Origin of the sequence: Seonamhaeicola sp., assembly GCF_028281565.1 — a bacterium.
In the GTDB taxonomy this organism is placed as follows: Bacteria; Bacteroidota; Bacteroidia; order Flavobacteriales; family Flavobacteriaceae; genus Seonamhaeicola.
In genome coordinates, this window is record NZ_JANQJQ010000030.1 from 90,744 (window position 1) to 112,277 (window position 21,534).

The window sequence follows — 21,534 nt, forward strand, 5'->3', positions numbered from 1 at the left end:
CTTTAGTTAACCTTTATATTGATAGCTATTCTGATTCTCCACATAAGTAGAAAACTCTCGTGTTGGAACTATAATTAACAAATCTGTTTAAAAGAGCTTCATTACAATTAAATCTACCCTTAATGAAAACATATTTTAACTTGCTTAAGTTCGATATTGAATTTAAATCAAGTGTACTGTTTATATCACTAATTGAATTTAGTTTAATGGTCAACAATTCTATTTCAGGATAGTTAGATGCTAAAGAACTAAGGGAACTAATTGAATTAACATCCTCTAAAGTCAACTTAATTATCGGACCTTCTCCATAGGTTTTTTTTACAATACCGTTTTTTACATATACGGTAGGATGCAATTTGTAAACCAGCGTATTAAACTCTGCTCTTGCATCTATTGTAGATTTACTGTCTTTACTAATACTAACAACTAAGGAATTAGTCTTACTGGAAGCTGACGGTCTCGCATTTTGTTTCAATTCAAAAATCCCATTTTCCTGAGCCAAAGCACTAAATGAAAAAAATGAAATAAAGAAAACCAGACAAATACTATAATTTTTTATAGAGGTTTTATTTTTCATGATTCAATAAAATTTTTAAACTATATTTTTGGACACAATAGCAACGGCTAAGTCACTATTAGAGCCTGTTATTAACAATTAAAATAAACAGCAATAAAGTTTTTGAGGGAAAAAACAGTGAGGGAGAGGTATTGCTTAAGAATACCTTATTTACTTTCGAAATTAGATTTGGGGTCATAACTTTCTTTTTATAGGTACTACAAAAGAAACAAGATGTGCGAAGTTGCTCAAAAATTCATGGCAAATCACTTATAAATTCGATTAACAGTACTATAGAAGCATTTAATCGGTTGAATAGGTTCTTTACCGATCGGTTTCGATTAACAAACTAACCTCTTGTTATTTAAACTTTATTATCATGCTCATTAATTGGTAAACTCTCTATTATTTTAATTAATTTTATAGAGCAAATAACTTGAATTTAATCGAGAAAAACAACTTTTTGTCGATTAAAAACGCATTTAATCGATAATTATGAAGAGACTAATTATAGTGAGGCATGCAAAATCTTCGTGGGAATTTGATGTCATAGACCACGAACGACCTTTGAAAAAAAGAGGCGTGAATGATGCACATATTGTTTCAAACTATTTAAAGACGAAACGTTTAAATATTGATAAAGTTTTATCTAGTGATGCTGTAAGAGCAAAAACCACGGCAGCTATTTTTATTGAAAACCTGAATATTGATAAAAGTATGGTAGAACTCAGGCACAGCCTATATGATTTTGCAGGAAGAGACCTGGTAAACGTTATTAAAAATTGTGACCCATCTATTAATTGCCTGATGATTTTTGGACATAATCATGCCTTGACATCTTTTGCCAATACATATGGCGATACATATATTGATAATGTCACTACCAGTGGCGTAGTAATTATTGAATTTGACATAAATAATTGGCAAAATTTAAATAAGGGAAAGACTATTGAAGCAATTTTCCCGAGAGATTTAAAAAGCTAATAACTTCTGAAACATCAAATTAGGTTTATTTCCTGTAAGAAAGTTTGTGCATTTATAAAAAAACTAAAAAAAAATCGATAAAATGATTGTTTTTAACGATAAAATGTATAAATTAGCCGACTAAACCACAAATCTTAACAAATGAAAACGAAATTAATCCTACTTAGTTTTGGCTTTTTCTTAATAGCTGGTGTTAGTTTTGCTCAAAAGAAGAAGGAGGCAAAGAGTATTATTAGCGATAAAGTAGCTATAAAAAAATACCATAGTAAAGAAGAACTAGACAGAAAACAGAAGGGTGAGTTATTGGTGCTGTATATAGAAAGAATAGAAAGTCTGGTTCAGCTAATGCCCTACATTGCATTCGCAACCAAGCCAGGAATCACTATGACTACCTTAGGAATTCCTAACGACAATGACAATAGAAAGATCTTGGATGAGCAATTTGAAGCTACCGAAGATTTTTTGGATAAAAATCAGGAATTTCAGGAACGCATACTACCGTATTCTGATACAGATGATCTCATTTCGGCCATTCTGTTTTATGAAGACACGTTAAAGTCTCTGCATGAATACAGTGAATTTCATTAATAAAGCAGCTTTACAAGTATTAAAATTATATACTAAGGAACGGCTTTCGCTGTTCCTTTTTTAATTAAATTTAATTTTTATATGTAAATTCTTATAATAAAAATGTGTTTTGTCGATTAATTTGGTATTTCATAGAATTTATTATATATTTGAAAAATAATAGAAACCCCCATTTCTACTTAAATCATAAACGATTGATTATGAAAAATATTAAGAAATTAACCTGGATAGTGTTATTGGTGTGTGTTAATCTTTTTGCACAACAGGAAAAAGGAATCGTTGGCACCAGTAATTGGTTGGATAATTGGACGGAGTTTAAGCCCAATCAACAGAACTACAGAGAGCCTACTCAAATCATTTCCGGAAATATCACCAAGGATACAAAACTTTATAAACGGGATACTTATTTACTTGTAGGAAGTGTTTTTGTAACAAATGGTGCGACGCTTTTCATTGAACCGGGAACTGTGATATTAGCCGATTATACCTCGAAAACGTCTCTTACAATTTCCAAAGGGGCAAAGATTATGGCAGAGGGTAGCGAAACAGATCCTATTGTGTTTTCTTCAAACCGAAGTGTAAAACATGCCGGCGATTGGGGTGGTATTGTGTTGTTAGGCGATGCTCCATTGAACAAATTTGGTAATGGTTCCGTAGCAAACTTACATAGTCAACTGGATCCTTCAAATTATATGAATGTCAATTACGGTGGTAATGACGCCGTTAGTAATTCCGGGGTTTTAAAGTATGTTAGGATAGAATATGCAGGTAAAAGAATAAGAGGTGCAGGGTATCTTAATGGTTTATTATTAGCAGGTGTAGGCTCGAAAACCGTTTTTGAAAATATTATGGTAAGCTACTGTGCCGGCGACGCTTATGAAGTTTGGGGAGGTGATGTTACTATAAACAAAGCCATTTCATACAGAACCAGTAGTAACGATTTCAAATTCAACTATGGCGCACAGTGTCTTTTAAATAATTCATTGGCGATCCGTTCACCATATATTTCCAGTAGTGAAGGTTCCCGTTGTGTAAAGGTTCTATCATATGATAAAAAGGAAGAAGTAGACTTTTCAAAAAAAGGGACTCTTCTTGTTGCTAAAAACCTAACGATGTTAAACGACAGTGAAACCTTAAAAGAAGACATAGAGAAAGGATTGGTGAATGAAGCGGTTTATATTGGGGAAGGTGCTTCATTGGACATGAATAAAAGTGTTATATCCGGCTTTAATCCGGCTGTTATTTTAGATGATAGAATTAGTATCAATCAGGCTAATCTTGAGAAAATTAAGTTTACGGATATGTACTTTAACAACTGTAACGGTAACATTTATGTAAACAATAATAGCAATAATGACGATTTGGAAAACTGGTACGGTAATGCTGCGTTTTTTAATGTGTATTCAAAGAGCCCCAATGGTGAAACCTTTATAGATATTACTAATCAAAGAAGACCAGACTACAGATTGAGGATCAATAAAATAATTGCAATTAATAAGCCTGATATTAACAAGGATTAAAGGGAGATTAATAGTTGTTTATGTTGAAAATAAAACCTCAATCTAATGAAGAAATTAACGCTTGTAACGTTTATCATTTGTGTGTTTACCTTAATGGTAAATGCTCAAATTGTTATTAGCAAACCTAATTTAGGTTTTACGCAGGCTTGTGCCAGTGCTTCCTTTAATACCTATAATGTAACCTTTTCTTTTTCGCCGGAATCCAATCTAACCGGGTCTAATCAATTTATTATTGAACTTTCAGATGAAACCGGGGATTTCGCAGACCCAACAACAGTTTTCACTTCCACAGCAGGAAGCGTGACAAGTTCTCCGGCAAATTTAAGTTTTTCATTACCTGTAGAAACAGCAGGCGAAGCCTATAAAATTAGAATAAAAAGTACGTCACCGGCTGCCACGAGTAGTGGTTCTGATGCTTTTGCCGCCTATTATAAAATTCAGGACACACCGTTTACCATTAATAATTTAATTGAAACTGCTGTGTTTTGTTCCGGCGATAGTTATTTGTTAACTATTGATAATCCCGGGGGTGCCATGAACGATTCTCCATTACAGTATCCGTCTTTGACCTTTAACTGGTATAAAGAAACAGGGCCGACTACGTCGGTTTTTGTCGCTGCCGGAGAAAGCTTAAATGTGACAGAATCAGGAACTTATTTTGTAGAGACTAATTACGGTTCCTGTACCTCGGATTCGTTTTCAAACAGGGTTACCGTAAGCGAAGCGTCTTCCGATGAAACCGGAACATCCATTAACTCTTTATTAGGAAACCCTTATTGTCATGAAAACGGACCAACCGTATTAAGTGCTATAAATGGTGACAGTTTTCAATGGTTTAAAGATGGTGAGAGAATTAATGGGGCGACTGGCCAAACGTATGAAACCAATGAAGCCGGGACTTATTCGGTAACCGTTGATTTAGGCGATTGTACTGCTACCGCTTCGATAGATTTGGAAAACAGCGGATTTACCAGTAGCATTGATGTTGAAGATGTGAACAGGCTGGAAGAAGGAGAAACTTTAATGGCTACGGTGACCACATCGGCTTTAAATCCAACCTATCAATGGTTTAGAAACGGATCTTCCATAGCAGGCGCCATATCAAATACCTATGAAGTTTCAGAATCCGGAAATTATAGTGTAACCATAACGCAAAGTATTGGTTGTTCGTCCTCCAGGGAATTTGCGTTCAGAGTTACGGAACAATTCCCAAACGTATCACAGATTCCAAATTTAATTAGCCCTAATGGAGATGGTATTAATGACACCTGGGTGATTCCACAGGAATATATTAGCGGGACCGATACTCAGGTAATGATTGTGAGCTCTCAGGGAAAAATAGTACTTAATACGAAGGATTATCTAAATGACTGGCCGCAAGATCTGAGTTTTAAAGATATAAACCCGGTTTACTATTATATAATAACAACCCCAAATAACCAGACCCGTAAAGGATCCATTACGGTGGTCAAATAAAATGAAAAAAAATCTACTATATCTGATTTTATTTTTATGCTTAGCGCAAATTTCCCATTCCCAAGAGAATGGGGTTGTTGCTTTAGACCTGCCTATAAGGAATTCTTTAAAGTTTAATAGATATGCTGTAAATCCAACCTTTAGTTTTGTACGTGAACAAAACAGGTACATAAGTTTTACAAATAAAAGGCAATGGGTGCAGTTTGATAATGCACCACAAGCCTATTTGTTTAGTTACTCCGGTAGATTTAGAGAAAATATTGGTGCAGGGATTGGTTTATTTCAACAAGACTACGGGGTGCAAACTGTATTTGGTGGTATTTTAAACTTTGCTTACAATGCTGTTTTAGATAGAGATAACAACTTGACCTTTGGGTTAAATATAGGAGCATATCAAAGTGGTATTAATGAAGGGAAGGTGATCACTAATTTTCCGGATCCGGCACTTCAAAATATTCCCAAACATATGTTGTTAACCGTAAATCCCGGAATTAACTATGGCACGGCTTTTTTTGATTTCGGGCTTTCGGTCAATAATCTGGTGTCCTATAACCTCAATGCTTCAAAAATTATTGAAGACAACCCGGAACAGAGTTTTCAGGCACATGTCATGTACACAGGCTATATGGATAGCCGTGGCTTTTTTGATGAAAGTAAGTTTTCAACGTTAATTCGGTCAGAATTTAAAAAAGAAACCACTGTGATCTCCGGACTTGCCATATTATCTGTTCCCAAAGGGATGTGGGGACAAATAGGATATAACACGCTTTATGGTGCATCTGCCGGCGTTGGAATTAATATTAGCGAACAAATTGCTTTGGAATATAATTACGAACAGTCTGTTGGGGATTTATCCGGTTTCGGGAATTCTCATGAAGTCACCATTGCATATCGTTTTAAAAACAATAATAGGTATTTATATAGTGGAGATGATGCGGAAAAATCGGTTTTCACCCCTAAAAAAAGTAAAAAACGTTACGTTGCCAAACGCAAGCCTACTACCGGCTCTAAACCTGTAAGATCAAAAGAAGACACTACTGAAGTTGCTGATAATGAACCGCAAAATACAGAAGAAACACAAGTTCCATCAAATAACACAACTGAGGAAAATGTACAAATAACATCCCAGGATGTTGAAATTCCGGCTGAAGAAACAAATATAGAAGAAGCACAACGTAAAGCAGAGGAAGCTGCAAAACTGGAGGCAGAAAAGAAGGCCAGAGAAGAAGCTGAAAGACTTCAGGCTGAACAAGCGGCCAAGGAGCGAGCAGAAAGAATATTACAGGAAAAACAAAAAGCCGAAGCTGAAGCTAAAGCCAGAGAAGAAGCCAGGTTGAAAGCTGAGGCTGAGGAAAAAGCCAGATTAGAAGCCGAGAAGCGTAAGGCGGAAGCAGCCGAAAGACTTAAAGCAGAAGAAGAAGCTAAGGCCAGGGCAGAGGCTGAAGAACAGGCTAGAATAGCGGCAGAACGATTAAAAGCAGAGGAAGAAGCAAAAGCTGCAGCTGAGGTTAAGGCCATTGAAGACCCTCAACAAGAGGAACATGATGCTGAACCTAAACCCGAACTGGATGAAGCAACTGCCAATTCTATAAATGACTTGAATGAGTCCGCAGAAGCGTCAAAAGAAGTCCAAAAGGTATTGATTGATAGATTGACTGAAAAAGTAGCTATTAAACAAAAGGACCTGGATGACCTAAAAGAAGAAAATGATTTAAGTGAGCAGGGCATTTATGTGGAACCAAAACCATTCAAAAGCGTATCGGCAGAAAATGCAGAAATTGAGACATTGAAGGAAGAGCTTGATAAAGTCATTGAAGAGCAAAGAATCAGGATTGAAGAGCTAGAAGCGGTTTATATCATTAGAAAACGTAAGGTACGTGATGATAGAGACCCGTTAAATGCTGCCTATTTGAAAGCTATTGAAGCACTTAAAGCACAACAGCTAAGGACCATTAGGGCTAAAGCTGACCTGGAAGCTTCTTTAGAAACCATTAACGTGGCTACCGAAGTAGAGCGTAAACGTAGAATTAAGCGTGCTGCGTACGATAACCAACAAGATAGATACGAGAAAGACAGTGCGTCATTAGCGTTTATTAAAAAGTATACGGACCCAAGTGTTAAGACTTTAACTGAAGCTGACTTTGATTTTGGTGAAGAGCCAAGTAACAATATTCAAATCATTAAAAATGTAAGTCACTCAGAAAGTGGTTATTACATGGTCATTGCAGTACATGATGATGAAGCAAAACGAGATGAATTCTTGACAAAAGTAGTAGCTTCCGGAAGAAAGGATATCAATTTCTTCTTTGATGTGAATACGAATAAATACTTCATTTACTACAATAAGTTTGATACTATTGAAGAAGCGCAACGTATATTACAATCTAAAGGAAATGAACCTTATAACGCCAATATGTCCATAGTGAAGATTGAAAATTAATCATAAACATCGTTTTTAAATACCTTTTAAAAATCGGATAATTGGCTATCCGATTTTTTTTATGTCCATACAATAATTAGGATTTCGTTTGGTATGGCTGATTTAGAAATAATTTTGTGCTTAATTTACTACATTAATTTCGATGAACTGTGTTTAAAAGTAAATATTTATCGATGAAATGCATAAAAAAGTGATCTTTGACTTCTTTGTTATAAAAAAAATCCCGATATTTACCTCGTTTAAAAGTATTTTTAGAAGCTGAATAACATATTTAGTAAAAATATACATACAAAGAATAGATTTGGTTAAAGCAATAGCAAAGCATATTTCTTTTTAATGCCCCTTAAATAGAAATACCAAAATAACCGCCTATGAAAAAAACTACTTATGTAACTTATGGTATTGTTGTTATACTTCTTTTGTTAGGTACGCAATTGTTTGCCCAAAATCTGGTTCCTTTTGTTCCCAGGTATGATGAGGCCATTAAAGGTGATATGCTCTTAATTGGTAACAGTAATGTAGGGTTACATCCTACAAATCCTTATAATGGAAATGACACCAATGATAGAATAGACGCTGCTGTTTATGTTGATGTGGATAGTGACCCAACAACGTTTAACTCAAGTACGGCCGATTTAGATGTACCAAGTGACACCAATTGTTACCAAATTGTATATGCCGGTTTATACTGGAGTGCAGTGGTTAATGGTTCGGACCCAATTTCAAATATTAAATTCAGAATGCCGGGGAGTACCTCTTATGTAGATATTACCGGTACAGAGATATATTTTCAAAATGCTTCAAATAATAATAATTCCAATACCTATGTGTATTATCATGATGTAACCAGTATGCTTACGGCACTTCCGGACCCGGAAGGGACCTATGGTGTTGCGAATATTTCGTCTTTGATTGGTCCAAAACCAAACTCTGAGGGATTATCGGCCGGTTGGTCGCTTTTTGTTATTTATGAGGATCCCTTGTTACCAAGTAAGTACATTACATCATTTGATGGGTTTACAAAAATCACCAGTGTCATAAACGAAACTTTTCCTATTTCCGGATTCCAAACCATTCCGGTAGGTCCGGTACGTGCCAAATATGCATTTAGTACTATTGAAGGCGACAGAAGATATAGAGGCGATTATTTAAGGCTTAACGGATTTACCATTGATGCTACCAATAATGCTGGTACCGTTATTCGTCCCGGGAACAATTTCTTTAATAGTACGGTATCCATTATAGATCCGGCTACAAACACCCCGGAACTGTTCTTTGATAGAGATCCGGATGGGACCAATACTTTAGGTTTTGATGCAGGTATCATCAATATTCCTAACGCAGGAAATACTATTATTGGAAATGGAGACACCAATGCTACCATTAGCCTGGGTAGTAATTTGGATATTTATTACTTCTACTTTAGTGCTTTTGCCATTGAAATTATTGCGCCAAATATTGTACTGACCAAGATTGTTCTTGATGAAAATGATAATAATATTGAAGGGCAATTGGTTGGCCTGGGTGATCAACTAACGTATGTCATCGGATTTCAAAATACCGGAAATGATGATGCTACCAATTTAACTATCAGGGATATTCTCCCGATAAATATTGTATTTAATTATCCGGCTGATATTGAATATTTACCTCCCGGAGTTACGGTTCAAAGTTATGATCCTGCCACCAGAGAGATTATTTTTGCAGTAGACAGGTCGGTTGTTGAAGAAAATGATCCCCGTTTGGATATCAGGTTTAACGTAAGGGTTGTAGAATCCTGTAGTTTATTAGACGATGCTTGTTCTAATATTGTAGATAACCAGGCTTATGCCACGTATCAGGGAACTATCAATCCAACATTTACAATTTCAGATGATCCCAGTTACAACAGTAATACAGGGTGTTTAATTACACCAAGAGCAACCAATTTTATAGCTGATCTGGATTGTGAATTTAGAGAAGAAGTCATTCTTTGTGGTGACAGTGTGGAGTTAACTGCCGGAGATGGTTACGATTCTTATACCTGGTCAACGAGTCCGACAGGAACTCCGGTTATAGGAACTACGCAATCCATTACGGTAACTCAGATTGGAACCTATTATGTTCATAATGCAGCTACAGCACCTTGTCAATCTATCGATCAGATTTTTGATGTTGTTACCTATGGAGCCGGTGTACCTAATCCGGTTATCCCGTTTGCAGATCAGGTTGTTATCTGTCCGAATGATGGTAAAGAATTGCCCAATTTCTTTTTATGTGGTGCTAACGACTCAAGATTCATTCAAACAGGAATTACAGATACCTCGTCCATGATCTGGGAACGGTTGGACGAAGCCAGTTGTCCGGCAGTTACAAATCAGGATTGTGCAAACGAAGATGCAGCCTGTACATGGAATCAGGTGGCTACCGGGCCGGATTATACTATAGATACGGCCGGTCAATACAGATTAACACTGAATTATACTGGGGGATGTTTCAATCAGTATTATTTCAATGTTTATGAGAATTTATTGGTTCCAACAGTTACGTCCAGAGATATTATTTGTACAACTCCTGGAGAGATTGTTGTTGGAGGTGTACCCAGTGGGTACGAATATAGTATTGATGGCACCAACTATCAGGCCAGTAATACCTTTGTTGTAAATACAGCCGGTATTTATTCGGTTTATGTAAGACAAGTAGGTGTAAGCCCCAATCCTTGTATTTTTGAAGTGCCTGATGTTCAAATCAGAGAACGGGATTTTACGGTTTCAACTACCGTCACACAGCCCCTATGTCATGGTGAGTTGGGTAGTATTGTTTTAGCGGCTAACGATGTTAGACCACAATATTTTTTCTCTATTTATGACGGCCCCGTATTAGTAAATAGCGTAGGCCCCATTACAGATAACAATTATACATTCGATAATTTAAACCCCGGCACCTATACGGTTAATGTGTCCACCGAAGATGGCTGTACATATACCGGAACCGTAGACATTATTGAACCGCCTTTATTGACGGCTACGGCAGCACTTACACAACCGTTAACCTGTACTAACGGGGAGATCACCGTATACCCACAAGGAGGCACACCGCCCTATTACTATTTTGTAAATAGTACCACGGTTTTCCAAAGTACCCCCATTATAGATGTACCAACAGCCGGAACTTATAATATTACAGTTGTAGATTCTAACAACTGTTCGACTGATGTTTCCATTGATGTGGATGCCGTTGATCCACCTGATTTCAATGTGACATCTACCAATATTTTATGTGCTGATGCCCCTGACAGTGGTGGTATCACGGTTAATGTGACCAACCCTAATGGCAATACACTCAGATACAGTATAGATAATGGTGCTACATACGCCAATTCAAATGTGTTTACGGGGCTTACAGCCGGAACCTATGATGTTATAGTTGAATACACTTTTGGAACCGATGTTTGTACTACCGTACCACAATCTGTTACCATTACAGCTGCTCCTGCATTAGACGGCACAGCAACTGTTACCACTCCTTATACCTGTACTACCAATGGTGTAGTGACCGTTTCCGGTGTTACCGGAGGCACATCACCTTATATGTATAGTATTGACGGTATCAACTATCAATCAGGTACAACGTTTACCGGCTTAACAGACGGTACTTATACGGTCTCCATCAGAGATGCCAGTAATTGTACTTTTATCACTGTTCCTGTGACCATTGATCCGTTAGATCCTCCAACAGATCTGGACTTTAGCCATACCACATTGAGTTGTCCGGCCAATACAACCACAGTTACAGTAAATGCTACCGGAGGCATAGCGCCTTTGGAATATCAAATTATTGCACCCGCAAGTGCGGTAACCCCGTATCAAGCGGCCAACACATTTACCGGATTAACTCCGGGAACCTATACCTTCCAGGTAAGAGATGCCAATAATTGTGAATATGCTGGATCTTATACGGTAGCTCCAATACCACCGGTTACTGTAAACATAGTACTTACAAAAGACCTGGATTGTACGGCTTCACCGGATGCCATTATTAGCGGAACAGTTGGAGGTGGCACAGCACCTTATACGTACGCTGTTTCGTTTAACGGTGGTGCTTTTGGATCATCAGTTGCTATAACAGGAACCTCATTTACCTACACAACGCCAAATGACGGGACTTATGAATTTGAAGTTACAGATTCCAGAGGATGTACGGTACAGTCAGGAGTCACTACCATAAATACGATTTCTTATCCTGAAATTACTTCAGTAGTGCAAACACAGGACATTCTTTGTAATGGCGATAATACCGCAGCTATTGATATCACTATCAACAGTTCAGTTGGAACACCGCCATTTACAATCAACGTAAATAATGACACTACCGGCACTGATTATGGTACGCAAACATCCGGTTTACCTGCCGGAACATATACGATCACTTTAACTGATGCAAAGTCATGTACAGATACGGAAACAATTACTATTTCAGAGCCAACACCAATTGTGGTAACACATCACTCCGTTGATATTACCTGTAGTCCAAGTGGTGTTTCAAAAGGTTCCGTTATTATCGACGGTGTAACGGGAGGGACAGCTCCATATAATTACTTCGTAACAGGAACAAACGGGTATTCGGCTTCAGAGTTGAATGCTTCCGGAACTACGTCTACAACATTTGATGTGGTTGATTTTGGTTTGTATCAAATTAATGTGGTGGATAGTAATGGTTGTTCTGTATTAGTACAAGATGTTTTGGTAGCATCGCCACCAAATGATTTGGATATTGCTATAGATACTGTAGTGGATTGTACAACAGGAGGGGAAGCTACGGTCAGCGTGAGCACCGCTTTGGCTAGTGCAGGTCCATTCTATTTCGATATTTACCGCGGTGTAATTCCACCCGCTCCTCCGGGAGGTACATGGGTCTTACAAGATAGTCCTGTTGTGGGTACGCCCAGAACGACTTTTACTGGCTTAACACCGGGAATTACTTATACCTTTATTGTATACGACAGTTCAACGGGTTGTAGTTACTTTGAAACGGCAACATCATCAGTCCCTACTAATTCAACCCTGACAACAACTGCTTTAACATCTAATAATATTACTTGTGTTGGCAGTGCGGATGGTAACGTATCATTTACTATCAATAGTATTTATGTAGCATCAGTTGATGTAACTTATGAAATATTCGACTCCTTATCGTTAGTTTCAACAGGAGTTAGTGGTACTGGAACAGTACCTGCCGGATCATCATTGTCAGTGTCAAATTTAGGGTCGTTGCCTTTTGGAACCTATTTCGTTTCAGTAACTGAAACAACTGGTCCGAATGCCGGTTGTGGTGTTATCACAACACCTTTCAATATCAATGAATCGGCTATTGATTTAAGTATAACGGCTTCTGTTGACAGAAATGCTAATTGTAATCCGGCTTCAGGTCTGATTAGTGCTGTGGCACGAGACGGTACGGCTCCCTATGTATATCAAATTACGACAGTGGCCACACCACCGGCAGCAAATGATCCTTCATGGGCATCTGCCAATACATTTAATGTTGACGCCAACACATATTATGTGCATGTAAAAGATGCTTATGACTGTATAAAAACAACATCAGCAATAGTCTTGCCTGCCGATCCGGAACCGGTAATAGCAGCGTCGGTAACCAATCAATGTACGGTGACCGAAGGTAATTTTGAAATAGATGTCGTTTTAACAACACCCGGAATTGCACCTTATAGTTATAGTGTTGATGGTGGAGCCTTTCAAACCAGGACTGCTCCGTTTACTTTAACGAATTTATCATCTGGCACACATACTATAGAAATACAGGACGCCAATGGCTGCGGTAATTTAGTTACTGTTGATATTGAAGCCCCTGTTAATTTAATTCCGGATGTTACCGCATTGCCAACATGTAATGATGATGATGGCGAAATAACGATTACAGGTTCAGGTGGTTCCGGAACATATACGTACAGTATTAGTCCAAATCCGGCCTCCATAAGTTTAACGGGCAATGTGTTTAGTGGTGTACCATCAGGAACCTATACGGTTACTATTACAGATGCTATAACAACCTGTACGGCTGATGTATCTGTTTTTGTACCGGAAGCCATTCCATTGTCATTTACAACCAATGCAACTGCGATAACCTGTTTTGGTGATAATGACGGAGCCATCGAAATAAATATTACCGGTTATTCCGGACCGTATAACTATGAAGTATTTGACAGCTCAAGTAATTCCGTATTTGGTGTGCTTTCAGGAAATACAAGTACAAATCCGCAAGTCATTACAGGGTTATTATCCGATAATTATACTGTGGTAGTAACAGAGACTGCCAGTCCGTTTTGTTCAACGTCGTCAGGAACTATTTCGGTTCCAACACCGTCTGTTCCGTTAGCACTCACTGCATCAGAGACATCTAATGTTACCTGTGATGATGATAAAGGCACTATCACTGCTGTAGCCAGTGGTGGTTGGGGCTCTTATGAATATGAATTAACCGGAGCAGCCAGCGTAGCCTATTCATCCAATGCCACATTCACTGATTTATCAGCCGGAGCCTATACGGTTAATGTCAGGGATGCCGGTGGCTGTGTGGCCTCTTATAATATTACATTGAATTTACCAACCCCTATAGATGCTAACATTATGGCTACCCCATCACTGTTATCCTGTTTTGATGATGCTAATGCTACTATTACCGTTAGTGGTGTTACCGGAGGGCAGGGTAGTAATTATACCTATACATTGAATATGGTGTCGCCTACAGTAAGTTCTTCAGGACCGCAGACGTCCACCGTGTTTACGGATTTAGGTATTGGTACTTATAATGTTACCGTAACAGACGGTTACAACTGTGAATTCACCACGGCGGATGTAGTTATTACACAACCTACACCGGTAGAAGCCAGTTTAGTGAAGGCCACTTCCGGGACCTGTACTACAGATGCTACACTTACGTTGAGTGCAACAGGCGGTACCGGAACTTATGAATATAGTACTACGGCCAATTTTTCAACGATTATTGGAACATTTGCCACCTCAATAACATTTTCTGTAACCCCGGGAGATTACATGTATTATGTAAGAGATGCCAATGGTTGTATTTCTGCGGTTTCCAATCAAATCACCATTGACCCGCTACCACCGTTGACTTTAGAATTAGATGTTACCAATGCAAAAGTTAATTGTGCCGGAGATGCTACAGGTGTTATTGTAGCGACTGCACAGGGAGGATTAGGTAGTTATGTTTATACGTTGCAAGACACATCTGGAAATGCTATTCCGGCTACTCAAAACAGTCCGGGCGTATTTACAGACTTACCAATTGGAGACTACCAGGTGCGAGTTGATAGTGGTGATTGCTTATTCACATCGTCAACTATAACTATTACAGAGCCTAATTTGCCACTTCAGGTTAATTTCACCGTTTCCGATGTTACTTGTAGCGGGGAGAATAACGGTATTTTAGAGATTGTTGCTACAGGAGGTACGGGCATTATAAAATATGCCATTTCTCCGCAAATGAATCAATTCTTTGATGAACCTATTTTTGAAGACTTAGCTCCGGGTAATTACCAGGCCATTGCCCAGGATGAATTAGGATGCTATGTGTTATTCGATTTTACAGTTAATGAACCAACGCCGGTTGTTCTTACTATTGTACCCAATTCTATTTTACCGGAAGTGTGTGATGGTGATTTAAATGGTGAGTTCAGTATTGATATTTCCGGAGGGACCCTGCCATACAGTGTTGCTTTAGATGATATTAACGGTACTTACACTACAGGTGGCGCCACTCAAACTATATTTGATTTTACAGGATTAAACGGAGGCGACCATATTGTTTATGTACGTGATGCCGAAGGCTGTACATCCGAATGGAATATCACCTTCCCGGAATCCGTGTTGTTAGATCCTCAGGTAAGTGTTGAATACTGTACAGATGTAGCTGATGCTTCCAGTAATGCTGTTACCGTAACGGTTGACAGCAGTGTAGACCCTGCAGATGTGGATTACTCGTTGGATGGTGTTAATTTCCAAACCAGCAATGTGTTTGTTGATGTACCTGCCGGCTTGAATCAATCCGTTACCGTAAGACACTCCAACGGCTGCGAACAAGTAGTATTCTTCGATATTAATCAATACGCCCCACTTGAAATTGCTTTAAGTGACGGCGGCATCAATGAGATAGAAGCTCAGGCCAGTGGTGGTTCCGGAGGGTATCAATACGCTATCCAGCGTGTTAATACCGTTGATTTTGAACCCTACGGAGACACCGGAACGTTCATTATATATGAGTCTGGTGTGTATACCGTAACCGTAACCGATAGCAACGGCTGTGTTGCCACGGCATCGCGATATTTTGAATTTATAGATGTGTGTATCACAAATTATTTCACACCAAATGGTGATGGTAATTTAGATACCTGGGGTCCCGGATGTACCTCACAATATAAAGATTTAACCTTTGATATTTTTGATAGATATGGCCGTAAAGTGGTGACTTTAGGCGTTAACGAAAAATGGGATGGCAGATATAACGGAAGAGATTTGCCAACCGGAGATTATTGGTATGTAGTTAACCTTAATGATTCAAGAGATAAACGCAGTTTTGTTGGGCATTTCACGCTTTACAGGTAGTAAAAAAGAATTGACATGCGAAAATTATTAATACTCTGTTTCTTTGTTGTAGCTCATGGCTTTAGCCAGGAGCTGAACCTGCCTGTATTTACCCAGTATTTAGCCGACAATAATTTTGTGATCTCCCCAACTTATGCCGGTATAGGTGATAATGTAAAAATCAGAGCTAACGGGCTCACACAATGGGTTGGTATTCAGGGGGCTCCCGATAATCAATCCATATACGGTGATATTAGAATAGCAGACAGATCGGGGGTAGGCTTATCGTTTTATAACGATAGAAATGGTAATACTATTCAAACAGGGGCGAAGTTTTCGTTTGCACACCATCTTATCCTGGATTATTACGCAAAAATGTATTTGTCCCTGGGACTTTCATATAACATCAACAATTTCAGAATTGATATCAACAATTTTAACACCACCTATGAAAACCCTACAATAGATCCCTTTGTGACAGACGACAGGAGAACCACCAATCATAATTTTGATATTGGCGCTTTATTCAGAATGAAAGGCTTTTTCTTTAGTTTGAATGTCAACAATCTTTTAGACAAAGATTTTGATTCATTTGAACGTGTATTTGAGCCGAATCTGCTTTTAAACTACCAGGTATACTCCGGTTATACATTCAGGGGCCCCAAAAAGAGCGGTTTGGAGTTTGAACCCTCTATATTCTATCAAATGTTTACAAGTGATAAACGTTCTGCTACCGATTTAAACTTCAAATTCAGGAAGTACAACAGAAATGAAGACTATTATTGGGCAGGTATATCATATCGTTTTTTAAATGACCAATTACTGAAACCTTTAAATATTGGTCCTATGGTTGGTTTTAAAAAATCGATCTTTTACTTCGGATATGCTTACCAGCTTACTACGAACGATTTAGCGGCATACAACTCAGGGACCCATGTGGTTACTATTGGTATTGACTTTTTACAGGGAATCAGTAACTGTCCTTGTACTCAGGATCCTGTACACCATTAATTGCCATTTCAATATAATTCTACCGGTTTTTTAAAGGAAATTTAAAGTAAGACGATTCATTTTTCTACTTAAATAGAATATATTTGTTAGGAAATTAATCCTGACACTATGATTGCTACTGAAACTGTTAAAAACACTTATATAAACAGAGAAATAAGTTGGTTACAATTTAATGCTCGCGTTTTACAAGAAGCTTCAGATGAACAAGTACCCTTAATTGAAAGGCTGCGTTTTTTAGGCATTTTTTCAAACAATCTGGATGAATTTTTTAAAGTTAGATATGCAACCGTTAAGCGTATTGTTGAAGCGGGTAGAGGTGGTAAAAACCAACTTGGAGGGATAAAAGCAAAGGAATTACTGGATATTATTACCCAAATTGTTATTGAACAACAAGCTGAAAGCATCAGGGTTTTAGAGGAGATTGACGATAAGTTGAAGGAGGAAAATATCTATGTGATTGATGAAACTCAGGTGGATAGTAGTCAGCACGATTATATAAAAAAGTATTTCTTTCAAAATGTAAGCCAGGCCTTGGTTACCATCATTTTAAATGATTTGGTCCAACTTCCAAACTTAAAAGATAGTGCAGCCTATTTAACAGTTAAAATGCAGATGAAAGATGGGTCTAAACAATTTGCTTTAATTGAAATACCAAAGGGTGTTAATAGATTTATAGAGTTACCCAAACAAAATGGTCATAGTTATATAATCATGTATGACGATCTTTTAAGGTATTGCTTGAGCGATATTTTTAACATCTTTGATTATGAAACTATTTCTGCCCACATGATTAAAATTACCAGGGATGCCGAACTTGATTTTGATGGTGATTTGAGTAAGAGTTTTATAGATAAATTGTCAGATAGTGTCAAACATCGTGAAATTGGAGATCCGGTTCGCTTTGTGTATGATAAAACCATAGAAGATGATACATTAAAGTATCTCATGGAGAAAATGGGAATAGATAATACCGATAGTATCATTCCCGGGGGGCGTTATCACAATAAGCGTGATTATATGAGTTTTCCAAGTTTGGGAAGGCGGGATTTAATGTATGACAAAATAGAAGCCTTACGGGTAAAAGGGTTAAGCCTGGAAAAAAGCCTTTTTAAATCTATAAGAGAAAAGGATTATTTGATTCACGCTCCTTATCAAACATTTTCTTATATAGTAAAGTTTCTAAGGGAAGCTGCTTTAGACCCAAAAGTAAAGACCATAAAAATTACTATTTACAGGTTGGCTCAAATTTCGCATGTGGCCAGTTCGTTAATTAATGCGGCTATTAATGGTAAAACGGTGACTGTTTCCATAGAATTGCGTGCCCGGTTTGATGAAGAAGCCAATATTCACTATGCTGAGCAGATGAAAAAAGAGGGGGTTAACCTCCATTTTGGTGTTCCTGGATTAAAAGTTCATAGTAAAATGTGCGTTATTGAGCGTGAAGAAGGTAAAAAGCTCAAGCGGTACGGTTTTATCAGTACTGGAAATTTTAACGAATCTACGGCAAAAATTTATACCGATTATACCTTGTTTACATATAATCAGCCCATTTTAAAGGAGCTAAATAAAATATTTAACTTCTTTGAGACCAATTACCGGGTGTATTCCTATAAACACCTAATAGTGTCTCCTCATTATACGGAAAAACGGTTTTTTAGATTAATTGATGAACAAATAGAGGAAAGCAAGAAAGGGAATGAAGGCTATATTAGAGTTAAGATGAATAGTTTATCCAATTATGCCATGGTTGATAAACTATATGAGGCCAGTAATGCCGGTGTAAAAATAGATATGATAATTCGCGGCATATGTTGCCTAATACCCGGTGTAAAAGGCATGAGTGAGAACATTAAAGTCATTAGTATAGTAGATAAATTTTTAGAACACCCGAGAGTTTATATCTTTGGGAAAGATGAAGATGCCCAGATATTTATATCTTCGGCAGATTGGATGACCAGAAATATACACAATAGGGTGGAAGTGAGTTGTCCTATTTATGAACCGGACATAAAACAAGAAATAATAGATACATTCAATATTTGTTGGAATGACAATGTAAAAGCCCGATTGATCAATACGTCCAACGAAAATGAATACAGAATAGATGATAATCCTAAAGTGAGATCACAAGTCGCTATTTATGATTATTATGTAGACAAGCTTAAAGATTAATATGCTCTCAATTAAAAAATATGCAGCAATCGATATCGGTTCGAATGCTGTAAGATTATTAATTTCTAACATCATAGAAGAAACGGGGAAACCCGTAAAGTTTAAGAAAAATTCACTGGTTAGGGTGCCTATTCGTTTGGGAGCCGATGTGTTTTTAAATCAAAGAATTTCCGAAGAAAACAAAGAACGCATGGTTGATACCATGTTGGCCTTCAGGCTGTTAATGAAGTCTCATAAAGTGGCCAAATATAAGGCTTGTGCCACCTCCGCCATGCGTGAATCTGACAACGGAGGAGAAGTTGTTGATCTGATATTGAAACAGGCAGGTATCAAAATTGATATTATTGGAGGTAAAGAAGAAGCCGAAATTATAGCAGCAACCGATCTGAACAAATTTATAAACCCAAATAAGACCTATTTATATGTGGATGTCGGTGGAGGTAGCACGGAGTTTACTGTTATAAGCAATGGTAAACAAAGGGCGTCCAAATCGTTTAAAATAGGAACGGTACGTCTCTTAAACGATATGGTTAAGGATGAAGCCTGGGAAAAATTAGAAAATTGGATTAAAACACACACGTCAGACTATGATAAGGTCAGTGTTTTGGGCTCCGGTGGTAACATCAATAAAATATTCAAGGTATCCGGTAAAGCCATTGGGAAACCATTAACTTACTTTTACTTAACCAATTACTACAAAACACTTCAAAGCTACTCATATGAAGAGCGTATCACCGAATTAGAGCTAAATCAAGACAGGGCAGATGTTATTATTCCAGCCATGAGAATTTATCTTTCCGCCATGAAGTGGAGCAACTCAAAGCACATTTATGTACCAAAAATTGGTCTGTCTGATGGTATCATAAAAAGCATATATTATGATACGGTTTCGAGTAATACACAGTAAAATTTTGCACTTTACCCTGTAAAATATAGGTTTTTAATTATAAAACATATATTCGTAGCGTATAATTACTAAAATTATAGGCCCAAATTTATTACTTATGAAAAAAATATTACTATTTGCAGTACTACTTGTATTTTCTGTTTATGGATTTTCCCAGGAAGAGCGTATGCCTGAAACCAGTAAAGATTCTACTGACGTAAAATCGGGAAGCTTTGTATTTCAAGGTGTTAAGTATGGAGTAAGAGCCGGTTATAATATTTCGAACCTGGATTTTGATGGCACGCCTAATATGACAAATAAACACAGAAATAGTTTTTATTTCGGGTGTTTTGCCAATATTGGTTTATCAAGAACCATTTCCCTGGTTCCTGAACTGCAGTTTTCTGCCGAAGGCGCAAACGATGAAAAATTGCATCTGGACTACATTCAGGCTCCTGTGCTTTTAAGATTCAGGTTAAGTGAAAAACTTCACATTGCTGCTGGCCCGCAGGCCGGGTTAAAAGTTCATAAATTCGAAGATGGTATCAATAACATGGCTTATTCTGCCGTAGGAGGAGTTGAATATAAGATCAGTTATATGTTATTTGCCGATGCCAGATATACTTACGGTTTTAGAAATATATTTGACGATGCCTCTGGGGTAAGCGCTAAGAATACTAATATTCAGATAGGCATTGGTTATAAGTTTTAACCGTGTACGGTCTCTTTTTTTCCTAGATCAGACATAATTTTAGCTTCATATTCAAGAAGTTGCTGCCATTTGGTATCAACTTCTTTTTTATTGCCATACTTCCTGGCAAACCCTAAAAACATAGTATAATGGTTAGCTTCACTTACCATAAGGTTTCTGTAAAAGTCTGCCAGTTCTTTATCCTGCAATTCCTCAGAAAGCAACCTGAAACGTTCACAACTTCTGGCTTCAATTAAAGCGGCATATAAAAGCCTGTGAACCAATTGGGTGGTTCTGCTACCACCTTTCGGAAAGAATTTCACCAATTGTACCACATAATCATCTTTTCTATCTCTGCCGAGAACCCAGCCACGCGCCAAGATCTTATCATGTACCATTTTAAAGTGACTGATCTCTTCTTTTACTAAAGCCACCATTTCCTGGACCAGTTCAGTATATTCCGGGAAACTTACAATTAAAGAAATAGCAGTACTGGTCGCTTTTTGCTCACAAAAAGCATGATCTGTTAGTATTTCTTCAATATTTTTTTCAACTATGTTAACCCATCTCGGGTCTGTTGGTAATTTAAGTCCTAGCATAACTCTTAATA

General features: G+C 37.7%; 12 protein-coding genes. 10 read left to right on the top strand and 2 right to left on the bottom strand.

Annotation, left to right across the window (positions count from 1 at the left end; genetic code table 11):
- Nucleotides 1-25: 25 nt before the first annotated feature.
- Nucleotides 26-577 carry a hypothetical protein gene (locus tag Q0983_RS13675; protein WP_299554298.1) on the bottom strand — a complete coding sequence of 184 codons (552 nt, stop codon included), beginning with the start codon at nt 575-577 and terminating at the stop codon, nt 26-28.
- Nucleotides 578-1,051: 474 nt separating this feature from the next.
- On the opposite strand from Q0983_RS13675, the gene Q0983_RS13680 reads away from it, so the two are divergent.
- From Q0983_RS13680 to Q0983_RS13725, 10 genes are all read left to right on the top strand, one after another.
- Nucleotides 1,052-1,540 carry a histidine phosphatase family protein gene (locus tag Q0983_RS13680; protein ID WP_299554301.1) on the top strand — a complete coding sequence of 163 codons (489 nt, stop codon included), beginning with the start codon at nt 1,052-1,054 and terminating at the stop codon, nt 1,538-1,540.
- A 141-nt stretch (nt 1,541-1,681) separates the two neighbouring features.
- Nucleotides 1,682-2,128 carry a hypothetical protein gene (locus tag Q0983_RS13685; protein ID WP_299554303.1) on the top strand — a complete coding sequence of 149 codons (447 nt, stop codon included), beginning with the start codon at nt 1,682-1,684 and terminating at the stop codon, nt 2,126-2,128.
- 200 nt (nt 2,129-2,328) lie between these two features.
- Complete coding sequence (locus Q0983_RS13690; RefSeq protein WP_299554306.1) at nt 2,329-3,648, top strand: hypothetical protein; 1,320 nt, start codon at nt 2,329-2,331, stop codon at nt 3,646-3,648.
- Between the two features lie 45 nt (nt 3,649-3,693).
- Nucleotides 3,694-5,124 (top strand): gliding motility-associated C-terminal domain-containing protein, encoded by a 1,431-nt coding sequence (locus Q0983_RS13695; protein WP_299554309.1) that lies wholly within the window; start codon nt 3,694-3,696, stop codon nt 5,122-5,124.
- Between the two features lies 1 nt (nt 5,125).
- On the top strand, nt 5,126-7,564 hold the full coding sequence (locus tag Q0983_RS13700) for a PorP/SprF family type IX secretion system membrane protein (protein WP_299554312.1): 2,439 nt from the start codon (nt 5,126-5,128) through the stop codon (nt 7,562-7,564).
- Between the two features lie 371 nt (nt 7,565-7,935).
- A complete protein-coding gene (locus tag Q0983_RS13705) occupies nt 7,936-16,185 on the top strand; it encodes a T9SS type B sorting domain-containing protein (protein WP_299554314.1) in 8,250 nt (2,749 codons plus the stop codon).
- 15 nt (nt 16,186-16,200) lie between these two features.
- The gene (locus tag Q0983_RS13710; RefSeq protein WP_299554317.1) at nt 16,201-17,175 is read left to right on the top strand and encodes a type IX secretion system membrane protein PorP/SprF; all 975 of its coding nucleotides are present in this window, start codon (nt 16,201-16,203) and stop codon (nt 17,173-17,175) included.
- Nucleotides 17,176-17,283: 108 nt separating this feature from the next.
- Nucleotides 17,284-19,347 carry a polyphosphate kinase 1 gene (gene ppk1 / locus Q0983_RS13715; RefSeq protein WP_299554320.1) on the top strand — a complete coding sequence of 688 codons (2,064 nt, stop codon included), beginning with the start codon at nt 17,284-17,286 and terminating at the stop codon, nt 19,345-19,347.
- Nucleotide 19,348: 1 nt separating this feature from the next.
- Complete coding sequence (locus tag Q0983_RS13720) at nt 19,349-20,254, top strand: exopolyphosphatase (protein WP_299554323.1); 906 nt, start codon at nt 19,349-19,351, stop codon at nt 20,252-20,254.
- 97 nt (nt 20,255-20,351) lie between these two features.
- Nucleotides 20,352-20,945 carry a porin family protein gene (locus Q0983_RS13725; protein ID WP_299554326.1) on the top strand — a complete coding sequence of 198 codons (594 nt, stop codon included), beginning with the start codon at nt 20,352-20,354 and terminating at the stop codon, nt 20,943-20,945.
- Here Q0983_RS13725 and Q0983_RS13730 read toward each other — a convergent pair.
- Entirely contained in the window at nt 20,942-21,523 is a 582-nt protein-coding gene (locus Q0983_RS13730; protein ID WP_299554329.1) for a tRNA-(ms[2]io[6]A)-hydroxylase, read from the bottom strand. The two genes, Q0983_RS13725 and Q0983_RS13730, sit on opposite strands and share 4 nt — an antisense overlap.
- Nucleotides 21,524-21,534: the final 11 nt, after the last annotated feature.